The 10,426-nt window shown below is 59.7% G+C and carries 10 protein-coding genes; 6 read left to right on the top strand and 4 right to left on the bottom strand.

Going from position 1 to position 10,426, the window contains the following annotated elements; genetic code table 11:
* Nucleotides 1-80: 80 nt before the first annotated feature.
* Both RMO15_RS16495 and lysA read right to left on the bottom strand, forming a co-directional pair.
* Nucleotides 81-785 (bottom strand): site-2 protease family protein, encoded by a 705-nt coding sequence (locus RMO15_RS16495; RefSeq protein WP_309714543.1) that lies wholly within the window; start codon nucleotides 783-785, stop codon nucleotides 81-83.
* 2 nt (nucleotides 786-787) lie between these two features.
* Entirely contained in the window at nucleotides 788-2,113 is a 1,326-nt protein-coding gene (gene lysA / locus RMO15_RS16490) for a diaminopimelate decarboxylase (protein WP_309714542.1), read from the bottom strand.
* Between the two features lie 137 nt (nucleotides 2,114-2,250).
* Here lysA and RMO15_RS16485 point away from each other — a divergent pair, with 137 nt between their 5' ends.
* The 5 genes from RMO15_RS16485 (at nucleotide 2,251) to RMO15_RS16465 (ending at nucleotide 8,353) form a co-directional block, all read left to right on the top strand.
* Nucleotides 2,251-3,249 carry a cell division protein ZipA C-terminal FtsZ-binding domain-containing protein gene (locus RMO15_RS16485; protein WP_309714541.1) on the top strand — a complete coding sequence of 333 codons (999 nt, stop codon included), beginning with the start codon at nucleotides 2,251-2,253 and terminating at the stop codon, nucleotides 3,247-3,249.
* A 281-nt stretch (nucleotides 3,250-3,530) separates the two neighbouring features.
* Nucleotides 3,531-3,917 carry a hypothetical protein gene (locus RMO15_RS16480; RefSeq protein ID WP_309714540.1) on the top strand — a complete coding sequence of 129 codons (387 nt, stop codon included), beginning with the start codon at nucleotides 3,531-3,533 and terminating at the stop codon, nucleotides 3,915-3,917.
* Nucleotides 3,918-4,011: 94 nt separating this feature from the next.
* Complete coding sequence (locus tag RMO15_RS16475; protein WP_309714539.1) at nucleotides 4,012-5,346, top strand: hypothetical protein; 1,335 nt, start codon at nucleotides 4,012-4,014, stop codon at nucleotides 5,344-5,346.
* A 78-nt stretch (nucleotides 5,347-5,424) separates the two neighbouring features.
* A complete protein-coding gene (locus RMO15_RS16470) occupies nucleotides 5,425-6,915 on the top strand; it encodes an aldehyde dehydrogenase family protein (protein WP_309714538.1) in 1,491 nt (496 codons plus the stop codon).
* 136 nt (nucleotides 6,916-7,051) lie between these two features.
* Complete coding sequence (locus RMO15_RS16465; protein ID WP_309714537.1) at nucleotides 7,052-8,353, top strand: aspartate aminotransferase family protein; 1,302 nt, start codon at nucleotides 7,052-7,054, stop codon at nucleotides 8,351-8,353.
* Nucleotides 8,354-8,359: 6 nt separating this feature from the next.
* Here RMO15_RS16465 and RMO15_RS16460 read toward each other — a convergent pair whose 3' ends face one another.
* Together RMO15_RS16460 and RMO15_RS16455 are read right to left on the bottom strand one after the other, a co-directional pair.
* On the bottom strand, nucleotides 8,360-9,736 hold the full coding sequence (locus RMO15_RS16460; RefSeq protein WP_309714536.1) for a sulfatase: 1,377 nt from the start codon (nucleotides 9,734-9,736) through the stop codon (nucleotides 8,360-8,362).
* Entirely contained in the window at nucleotides 9,733-9,939 is a 207-nt protein-coding gene (locus RMO15_RS16455; RefSeq protein ID WP_309714535.1) for a hypothetical protein, read from the bottom strand. The genes RMO15_RS16460 and RMO15_RS16455 overlap by 4 nt, the downstream gene beginning before the upstream one ends.
* Before the next feature lie 106 nt (nucleotides 9,940-10,045).
* On the opposite strand from RMO15_RS16455, the gene RMO15_RS16450 reads away from it, so the two are divergent.
* Complete coding sequence (locus tag RMO15_RS16450) at nucleotides 10,046-10,405, top strand: hypothetical protein (protein ID WP_309714534.1); 360 nt, start codon at nucleotides 10,046-10,048, stop codon at nucleotides 10,403-10,405.
* Nucleotides 10,406-10,426: the final 21 nt, after the last annotated feature.

The following is a 10,426-nucleotide window of genomic DNA, read 5'->3' as shown; positions in this document are numbered from 1 at the left end:
AGTTTTTTATTCATATTCGACAACACCCCCCCACCCACCCGCCGGGTTTGTTTTGGGGTGGAGGGGCCGGGGGAGGAGGGCTAGTCTATCGGAAGCATGGGCAGCATGAGCCGCAAGAAGAACTTGACGACAGGTAGCAGGAAATTGCCAATCACCCCGGTGTACGAGAGGCCAAGTAAGACAAAGAAGCCGTACTTCTGCATGAAGCTCACGTAGATTTTCCCAAGCCCCTCAGGCAGGAGCGCGGCGACCACGTGGGAGGCGTCCATCGGGTGCACGGGAATCAGGTTCTCGGCAAAGACCAAGACATTGATCATGGTGCCGATAATCAGCCCGATAAAAACATACTGGAACCAGTCAGGTAGCCCGCCCAGGCTCCCGCCCGCCGCAAGGCGCACGACCAGGGAGAAGAGACTCGCGGCCACCAGGTTCATCACCGGCCCGGCGATTGCCACCAGTGCCATTCCCATGCGTCGGCTCACGCCCGTGAACTTATCGGGGTCGGTCTTGACCGGCTTGCCCCAGCCCAGCGGCATCCCGACGAGCGTCGTCACCGTCATCAGAACAAAGCCCAGAGGGTCAAAGTGTGCAAAGGGGCTGAGCGTCAGACGTCCTTGCTCGCGCGGCCCCGGATCGCCCAGCTTGTCCGCCATCCAGGCGTGTCCGAACTCATGCACCGTCGTGGAGCTAATGATCCCAAACAATACCAGTGCCCAGAACCAGATCGGCAAGGCAGGATCGGCCAGCCCGACGGAGTGTATGGTGTTTAGCAGAAACTCTTTCATGATTATCCCTCCAAAAAGCGCTGTGGGAGTCGCTCTTGCCGTAGCAAGTCGTCGTAGCTCTCCCGCTCCCAGATAAGCTCAGCCTGGCCGTTTTGCACAAAGACCACTGCCGGACGGCGGAAGCGGTTGTAGTTACTGGCCATACCGAAATTGTAGGCTCCTGTGGTCTGTACCGCGAGGACATCGCCCGAGTGTACCTCGCCAAGCCCGATCTCTGAGAAGAGCAGGTCGGTCTCGCAGTGCTTGCCCGAGACGGTCACAGTCTTGTCTTTTGCCTGACTGGCACGACCCGCGACCAGTACGCTGTACTCCGCGCCGTACATCACGGGACGCGGGTTGTCCGAGAGGCCCCCATCTACAGAGACAAAGGTCTTGGTGCGGTCGGCGAGCTCAATAGTCTTGATTGGGCCTACAGTGTAGAGCGTGGTTCCAGCCTCGGCCACCAAAGCGCGGCCTGGCTCTAGCATCAGGCGCGGTAGAGGCAGGTTATGTTGTTTCAGCGCTCCGACAACGGCATCCACCACAGAATCGGCGAAAGCTTCGTAGCTGGGCGGGTTGTGGCTGGGCAGGTAGCGCACCCCGAGGCCCCCGCCAATGTCTAGCTCGGAGCAGACAAAGCCCGTGGCTTCCCGAATGGCGGCGATAAAGCCCACCATGATCTCGGCAGCTTCCTCGTGCGTGTGGCTGTCGAGGAGCTGGGAGCCGATATGGCAGTGAATTCCCTTAAAGTCAATACTGGGAAGCGCCAGCGCATCTTTAACGGTCTGGAGCGCAAGGCCGCTGGCGACACTGATACCAAACTTACTGTCTTCTTGGCCGGTGCTGATCTTGGCGTGAGTATGGGGGTCAATGCCAGGCGTCACGCGCAGCAGAATCGCCTGACGCTTGCCCTGAGCGGCAGCGAGCTCCGCGAGGCGCTGGAGCTCGTAGGGGTTGTCTACCACAAAACGTCCCACGCCCGCCTCAACCCCGAGCTGGAGTTCCTCGCTGCTCTTGAAGTTGCCGTGATAGAGGATTTTCTCCGCCGGGAAGCCCGCTTTAAGCGCCGTGTAGAGCTCACCGCCCGAGGCGACATCGAGTGCCAGCCCCTCCTGGTCTACCAGCTTAGCCATGGCCATCGTCAGAAACGCCTTGCCCGCGTAGGAGACTTCTACCTCACCGGTGTAGCGCTCCGTGAAGACCTGTGTGAAGTGCTGACAGTTCTGGCGAACAAGTGCCTCATCCATCACATAGAGAGGCGTGCCAAACTGCGCCGCCAGTGCGAGCGTATCACACCCACCAATCTCCAAGTGTCCCTGCTCATTGACCCGCTGCGTTCCCAGCAACATACCGCTTCTGTTTTCCTCACTGCAAAGATATGAAAAAACGCGCGGCAGTTGCAAAATCAACCGTCGCGCATCGTCAGAAATATTCTACCATGCCTAATAAACTCCAATCCGCCGGTTGAAATCGGTAAAATAGAGGAGTGACCGAGGCATTTCACCGCTTTGAGGGCGATTACTGGACACAGTCCGAGTGGCGCGAGATGCCCGACACGGCCCGGCGGGTGCGGCGTGCGCTGGGCAGTGAGCCCATTGCAGCATTTCCATATCTCTTGCCCACAGTGACACTTCCGCCTGCACCACGCCCTCTTCCCCCTGGCCCTCGTCCTGGCACGAGCCTCTTGATTGATCTGGCCGATACCCAGCCAATTTATTGTGAAGCGCTCGGTCTTGCTCTGACAACACTTGAGCTTGAAGGGGGCGCACTCTGGGGGTTTTCTTTGGGCGAGTGGCTCCGACTCACACCACAAACGGCCCACCAACGCCCGAGCTACCAGGCCCTGACTCTGGAGTGGGAGCTTCTGGAGCTTCCCGGCGACTCCCTCACAGAGCTGGCAGCCTCAGCGGCACATGGGCTCATGGCCGCGCACACGCTCGCGGTTCGCCTGGGAGTGCGAGTGACGCGTGAAGAGCCTCCTGTAGAGACCGCCCGTCGTGCGGCGGAGCTGGTGCTCCTCAAGCAGCGCTTTGCCCGCTCTATCGAGCTGCGCCTGCTGTCGCCAGGGACTCCCTACCCCTCGCGCACGGTCTGGCGAGCGGCGTATGGCCTGGGTTTTGGCTGGGGGCACCTGGACCTGATCCACTGGCCTGCGGCACCGCAACGCGCCCTCTTCACCCTGACCAGCGCAGGCAAGCCCGGCTACTTCTTGCCCGAGCGTGCCGCTGAGGGCGAGACGATCCCCGGTTTGATCCTAAGCTTCGAGCTACCGTCGTGCCCCGCGCCTCTGGAGACCTTTGATGCGATGGCACTAGCCCTCGCCCACTTCCGTGAGACTCTCGGAGGCCGCCCTACGGATAGCTTTGGGAGAGAGCTGGACATAGAGCGCCTAGAAGCCGAACGCGAGCAAGTGGTCGCCGCCACTCTCCAGCTAGAGCAAGCCGGGATCGCGCCCGGGAGCCGAGAAGCGCTCGCGCTGTTCTAGCACACAGTTGCCAGCGCCACACAAACTATGATAAAAGACTCTTGACTGCCTGCCTCCGATGCTCGTTGGAGGGGCGGCAGCCTCTAAAGCTGCCTGAACCGGGTTCAATTCCCGGCGGGGGCACTCAAATCTAACTCTGGAGGATCACTCAGTTGTAGCTTTATAATCGCCCCCCTTAATGGACCTTGTCTTTTGTCGCGTCGGCTCTGTGCCTGCCGCTTTGAGATCAAAAGCAAGGTGGGCACCCTGTTTTCGTAAGACACCGAAAGGTCTTTCATCCAGTGAACACATTAGGAAAATCCATTACCGAGCGCTTCTTTCAGGAGCCCTCGACAGGTTATGCGTCGCTTCAGGCGCACTGGTCTGCTCTCGTGGCGGCACGCACACCGCTCAGTGCAGCCGATCACCTTCTCTACCAAGCGCTTCGTGGCAAGGACTGGCGCAAGGGCTTCTCCCCTATCACCAACGGGACAAAAATCGCCAACGGTGCAACTTCAGGCGATGGCCCGGGGTTTACTCGTGCGCTTCGTCAGATCCGCCGGGGCTACGTCGGCCCCTTCACGGATCTACTGTCAATTAGTGCACTCCCTCAGCTTGTCGAGCTACTTCCGCAGGTCGGCTACGGAGAAAACCCCCTCCCGGAGGTGGCCTATCGCACCCAGCCGTAGCAAGCCTTAATGTAACCGAAGCCACATTTCGGGTATCATTTAACCAGACTGGCCTGCGTGTTTTCGCACGCAGGCTTTTAGGAGTGAACGAACCATGAAGCGTCTTTTACTTGCAGCAGGACTCCTGACTGCTTTTGCACCTCTCACGATGGCACGGGAGACCCGCCCCGCCCTTACATTTCTTCAGGAACTGAACGCCAAGCAGAGCGCTGCTCTGGGAACCTATAAGGCAGAGATGCCCGGTGTACCGACGATTGTTATTAAGGCCAAGGGCGCACAGCTCATCATGGCTGCCGAGGGCTTTCCCGAGCTTGATGTCACTCTCAACGACAAGGGTGAGCTGTCAGCCGCCGTTCTTCCAGAGGGCTTTAAGTTCACGCTGATCAAGGACAAAGACGGCAAAGTCACGGGCATGAAGGTCGAGACCCCGATGGGCGGCGGCGACCTCAAGCGTGTGGAAGCGGCAAAGCCTGTTGCGGCGAAACCTGAGGCAAAGAAGGCCGAGGTGCCCGATGTGCTGGGTGTCTATGAGTCCGATGAGATCGAGGGAATGCGAATCAAGGGCGAGATGGTCTGGGAGAAGGGCAAGCTGATGCTCAAGACCGACGGCCAGCCGGATCTGGAAGTAAAGATCGGCAAGGACGACTCTCTTACCACCACACCGGAGATCCCCGATGTCACGTCCATGAAGCTCACCCGCGACAAAGACGGCAAGGTGATTGGAAGCGTACTAGAGACGGCTCAGGGCAAGCTAAACTTCACCCGCAAGACGTTTCCCAAGCCCCCCGGAGCCGAGGCGCCTAAGGCAGAAGCGGCGGCGGGACTTCCTGATGTGCTGGGCAAGTACGAGGCCGAGGACCCTGCAAGCCCCGTTGCGGAGCTGGAGGTTCTGGTCAAAGAGGGCAAGCTGGTGATTATGGTCGAGGGCCAGCCCGAGATCAACTTCACGCTCGACAAGATGGACAATGTGGTTGCCCCTAACTCGCCCGAGGGAATTACCTCCAAGTTCCAGCGTGACAAAGACGGCAAGATCACGCATCTGATTGCAGATACGCCGGTGGGCAAGCTCAGTTTCAAACGCAAGACCTTCCCCAAGCCTCCCACCGCAGAGAAAACCGACGCTCCCAAGAAGGCGGATGCCGCAGATCCTCTCGCTCGACTGAAGGCACTAGAAGGGATCTATACCACCGACATGCCGGGCCTCCCTGTCGTGACCATGCGCATCAAAGACGGCAAGCTCGTGGTCGAACCCGAGGGCGACACCCCGATTAGTGATGCCAAGCTCTCCGAGAAAGATGAGCTTTCTGGTGAAGGACTGCCGGATGGTTTCACAGTAACAATCGACCGTGACAAGGATGGTAAGGTCACCGGTATGACGGTCAAGACCCCCATGGGCGATGCCAAGTTCACCCGCGCTCCGCTGAAGTAAGCGGGTTTTCTAGCCCCCGATCCGAGCGGGTCGGGGGCTTTTAACATTTCAAGGCAAGTTACGGGGTAAACTCTGCCCATGACAGATAGCAAAACCAACTTCATCAAAGGCAAGTGGGTGGCAAGTCAGAGTGGCGCGACGTTTGCGTCCACCAACCCCGCCAACACCGACCAGACTCTAGGAATTTACGCCCGCTCCGACCAGCGCGATGTCGCGCTTGCGGTGGCGGCGGCGAAGGCGGCCTACCCAATGTGGCGAAAGACCCCAGCTCCGGCGCGGGGGGCGTTGCTCACCAAAGTGGGGCGGCTTTTAGAAGAACGTAAAGAGGCATTTTCTCAGGCCATGGTCGCTGAGATGGGCAAGGTACTGGTCGAGGCGCGTGGCGATGTGCAAGAGGCCATTGACATGGCGCACTACATGGCCGCATTCGGGCGACTCCCCAACGGCAGTGTGGTTCCCTCGGAGCGCCCCGACATCTACTGTGCTGCGCGTCGCGTTCCCGTCGGGGTGGTCGGGCTGATCACCCCGTGGAACTTCCCAATAGCCGTCCCAACCTGGAAGATGTTCCCCGCGCTTCTCGCAGGCAACACCGTGGTATGGAAGCCCGCCGAGGACACGCCGGGTATGGCGGTGATGCTGGTTCAGCTAATGGCCGATGCCGGGATTCCCGCAGGCGTCGTGAACCTCGTCACCGGCTACGGCGAAGAGGCGGGCGCGGCCTTGGTTGAGGCGGAGGGCGTCTCGACAATCTCCTTTACCGGCTCGACTGCCGTGGGCAAGCACATCGCGGGGCGCTGCGGTCAGCTCATGAAGCGCGTGAGCTGCGAGCTGGGGGGCAAAAACGCCATTGTCGTGCTCGACGACGCCGATATCGAGCTGGCCGTTAAAGGCTGCCTCTGGAGCTCGTTTGGCACCGCAGGCCAGCGCTGCACCGCCGCCAGTAGATTAATTGTAGATAAAAAAATAAAAGCCCACTTTACAGAGCGCTTAGTCGCCGAGACCCTCAAGCTACGCATGGCCCCCGGCGCTGATCCCGATGCCCAGATCGGCCCCGTCGTGAATCGTACGCAGCTAGAGCGCATCCACAGCTACATCGCCATCGGCCAGAGCGAGGGCGCGACGGTGCTCACCGGCGGCACACCGCTCACCGATGCGCCGCTCGACAAGGGCTGCTTCTACGCCCCGACGATCTTCGACAGCATGACCCCCACGATGCGGATCGCCCAAGAAGAGATCTTTGGCCCCGTCACCGGGATCATCACCGTGGACGGCCTCGACGAAGCCATCGCCATCGCCAACGGCACCGACTACGGCCTCTCACTCTCGCTCTACACCGCGAACCTGCGGCGCGGGATGCGGGCCCTAGACGAGCTCGAAAGCGGGATTGTCTACATCAACCTGCCCACCAGCGGCGCGGAGATTCAGCTCCCATTTGGTGGCGTCAAGAACACCGGCAACGGCCACCGCGAGGCGGGCTGGATGGCGATGGACTGGTGCACCGAGTGGAAAGCCGCCTACATCAACTACGCCGAGGGCAGCGAGCTCGTCCGGGCACAGATCGACGTATAAAATCGAACCCACCCGGCCTCGTGCCTCGCCACCCTCCCTCTACGAAGGAGGGCGAGGGGAAACAACGTCTCCCTAGTCACTCTCCCCTTCCTTCGTAGAGGGAAGGGGCCGGGGGATGGGTTCAAAAAGAAATATTATGAATACAAAACACATTTTAGAACTCAATCAGGCCGGACTTCTGGCCGATGTCCTGGGGTTTGAGACCGACGAAGTCGCCGGTCAGACAGCAGGCAGCCATGTCTCGACGCTCTCAGGGCGGGAGTTTGTGGACTTCACGGGCGGGATCGCGGTGCATGCCTGCGGTCACTGCCACCCCAGCGTCGTGGCGGCGATCCAGGCGCAGGCGGCGCAAGTGTTGCACACTTCGGACACCATGCGCCACGCGCCGCAATTGGAGCTGGCGGACTTTCTGCGTGGAAAGCTTGCCAAGGCAGGCATCGAGAACGCGGCGTTTGTCTTTATGAACTCCGGCTCTGAGAGCAACGATGGCGCGGCGAAGCTTGCTCTGAAACTGACGGGACGCAAGAAGCTGGTGGCGTTTGTCGGGGCGTTTCATGGGCGGACGATGCTCTGCTCGGCACTCTCACGCTCCAAGACGGCGCACTGGCAGTCCCTGGAGCCGTTTCTGGCACCGCTCCGCCAGCATATTCTCCACGCCCCCGCCCCACGCTGTGCGGGCTGCACGATGGACTCCCCGAGCTGCTGTAATGTCGGGCTGGAGCAGCTCTTTGCAGAGCATGGCGACGACATCGCCGCCGTGTTTTTTGAGGCACAGCAGGGCGAGGGCGGCTACGTGCCCAGAACACCTGAGTCTGGCAAGCGCCTGCGCGAGCTCTGCGACAAGTATGGAGCCCTACTGATCGCCGATGAGATTCAGGCGGGAATGGGCCGCACCGGGCGCTGGTTTGCCTTCGAGCACCTCGGCATTGTCCCCGACATCGTGGTCTTTGGAAAAGCCGTGGGTGGCGGAATGCCGCTGGCAGGTATCGCGGCCCGTGCCGACTTACTCGCCCGCTGGACACCCGGTGAGCACGGCACCACGTTTGGTGGCAACCCCGTCTCGTGCGCCGCAGGGCTGGCCGCCGTGCGTCTGATGGAGAGTGAGAGCTTGGTAGAGCGCACTGCACGCCTTGGTGAGGAAGTCAAGGCACGCCTCGGCAAGCTCGTCGGCTCCCACGGAGTTACCGATGTGCGTGGCAATGGCTTTATGATTGGAATCGAGCTACGCACCCCCGATGGCGCTCCCGACTACGCTCGAATAGACACCGTAAAAGATGCCTGCCGTGCGCAAGACCTACTCGTGCTCACTTGTGGCGCAAGGCTCGGCGATCCGAAGGCCGACTGCGCCGTGATCCGCCTGATCCCGCCCCTGAACACGCCGGAAGATATTCTCTGGCACGGCATCGAGATCGTCGAGCGCGTTCTGAGCGCGGCGTAAACTCCGTCACACCGTCGCGCGGGCAGAGACAGTTTCCTGCCCCCAGCGCGTTTTATTCTGGTAGTCTACGGTTCCTGACGGATCGGTTTTGTAGCCACAGCGACGGATCAGCTCATCGGCGGGCAAGAACGTATCGCCCGTGGCTTTGAGCTTCACAGCAAGCTTTTTCTCTAGGTCTGCCTGAACGGACTTCAGGGCGGGATCACCCACCCGGTTGGTCTGCTGGTACGGGTCTTCCTGGTTATCGTAGAGGAGCCAGGGGCCGCTGATGTCTCGGACGTAGGTATAGCGGGCCGTGCGCACCCCTCGGTACTCACGGCCTCCACTCTTGCGCAGCCACTCGCCAAAGGGCGCGGGACAGAGAATCAGCGCCGCGTCGTCGTCCCACTTGCGCTTACCTTGCACCACCGAGGCGAGATTGCGCCCCTCGACGGTCTTGGGAATGTCTAGGCCACAGAGCCCCAGCAGCGTTGGCATGAGATCGGGCGTGCCAATCGGGCCGGTTATGGTGCGGGCTTTCCCACCGGGGAGCCGGATTAAGAGCGGCACGCGGATGGACTCGTCCCAGGGCCTTTGCTTTTTCAGCATCCCGTGCGAGTGGAGCATGTCGCCGTGATCCGACGTGTAGACAAAGACGGTGTTCTCCAGCTGTCCACTAACCTTGAGCGCCGCGAGGAGCTTGCCCATGCACTGGTCCAGCGCGTCTATATGCGCGTAGTAGCCCGCATAAGTGCTCTTTGCTGCCGCGCGGCTGGCCTCGGGGACATTGGGGCGAAAGGTGAGCGTCTTACCGTCGTAGTGCTCTAGGAGATCTTCGGGGCACATCCGATAGGGATCGTGGGGCGGGCCAAACGAGAGGCAGAGCAAGAACGGCTTCTCTTTAGCGCGGCTCTGAAGATAAGTAATCGCCTCATCGGTCTGGGCGTAGGCATCGTAGCCGGGCCAGGTGCGTTTTTGTGCTTCGTCGCCTGCAAAGTACTCGGAGTGCTTATAGTTGTGGGTGCACTCTAAGACCCGCCAGTGCTCAAACCCTCGACGACGTTCTTTCGGGATGTGCTGATCTCGCCCTGTGCCATCGATGTGCCACTTCCCGATCCACGCCGTGTCGTAGCCTGCCTGAGAAAAAACTTCGGCTAGGGGTGTTGCCTTGGTGTTTAGGCGCAGGTCGTTGAGGAACAAGCCATGTGTCAGGGGGTACTGGCCCGTCAGAAAGCTTGCGCGCCACGGGGAGCACACGGGCATGGTCGCGACGGCATGGGTGAAGTGCACACTCTCGGCTGCTAAATCATCTAAGTTTGGGGTCTTAACCTCTTTATTGCCCGCATAGCCATGGTCACACCAGCGCCACTGGTCGGAAAACACAAAGACAACGTTTTTTTTCATTGGGGTCTTAAAACAATCCCTTCAATGCGATTTTGGATCAGAAACGGCTGCGCCATCATGAGCCGCCGTGCCACGTGCTGGGCCTCAGGTGTAGTCTCAATCCAGAGAACACGGTAGCCCAATATCGCAAGACGCAGTGCTTCTTGCGCACCCTCTACTTCAATCAAAGGTGGATTCAGCGGATCGTCCAGTGGTGGCCACATTCCACATAGTATACGGCCCTCTGACCAATAATAGTCTTTTTGTTAAATCCCCCTAACCTCACCAGGAAAATTCGCCGACCATTCACATTGATAAAGGATATTTTGGATGGCAAATGTCAGAACCTGCCTTGAAGAAGTGATGAAACTAGAAGGGATTACCGGCGCAGTGCTGGTAGATCTCAAGAGCGGCAAGATGCTCGGGATTGCGGGAGATACTCCCAATCTCGACATTGAAGCCGCTGCCAACGCGGATCTGGTGAAAGCCAAGTTCAAAGTCCTCTCTTCTCTCGACACAAAAGAAACGGTTGAAGATATTGTGATCACCCTTGGACAGCGCTGTCAGCTCTTGCGTTGCCTCGGCGGTGCGCAGGGCTTGATGCTCTATCTCAATATGCATCGCCAGCTCTCGAACCTAACAAATGTACGCCTCAGGCTCAGCCAGCTTGAGGCGGAGCTGGTGATCTAAAGGAATCTCTTAAAAATGATT

It is taken from the genome of Armatimonas sp., assembly GCF_031410135.1.
GTDB lineage: Bacteria > Armatimonadota > Armatimonadia > Armatimonadales > Armatimonadaceae > Armatimonas.
This window is presented reverse-complemented; position numbering and strand designations above follow the sequence as displayed.

What these genes read in the sequence shown, in the direction of transcription:
- RMO15_RS16495 (WP_309714543.1), bottom strand. Translation starts at nt 785, where the DNA reads ATGAAAGAGTTTCTGCTAAACACCATACACTCCGTCGGGCTGGCCGAT.
- lysA (WP_309714542.1), bottom strand. Translation starts at nt 2,113, where the DNA reads ATGTTGCTGGGAACGCAGCGGGTCAATGAGCAGGGACACTTGGAGATT.
- RMO15_RS16475 (WP_309714539.1), top strand. Translation starts at nt 4,012, where the DNA reads ATGAAGCGTCTTTTACTTGCAGCAGGACTCCTGACTGCTTTTGCACCT.
- RMO15_RS16470 (WP_309714538.1), top strand. Translation starts at nt 5,425, where the DNA reads ATGACAGATAGCAAAACCAACTTCATCAAAGGCAAGTGGGTGGCAAGT.
- RMO15_RS16465 (WP_309714537.1), top strand. Translation starts at nt 7,052, where the DNA reads ATGAATACAAAACACATTTTAGAACTCAATCAGGCCGGACTTCTGGCC.
- RMO15_RS16460 (WP_309714536.1), bottom strand. Translation starts at nt 9,736, where the DNA reads ATGAAAAAAAACGTTGTCTTTGTGTTTTCCGACCAGTGGCGCTGGTGT.
- RMO15_RS16455 (WP_309714535.1), bottom strand. Translation starts at nt 9,939, where the DNA reads ATGTGGCCACCACTGGACGATCCGCTGAATCCACCTTTGATTGAAGTA.
- RMO15_RS16450 (WP_309714534.1), top strand. Translation starts at nt 10,046, where the DNA reads ATGGCAAATGTCAGAACCTGCCTTGAAGAAGTGATGAAACTAGAAGGG.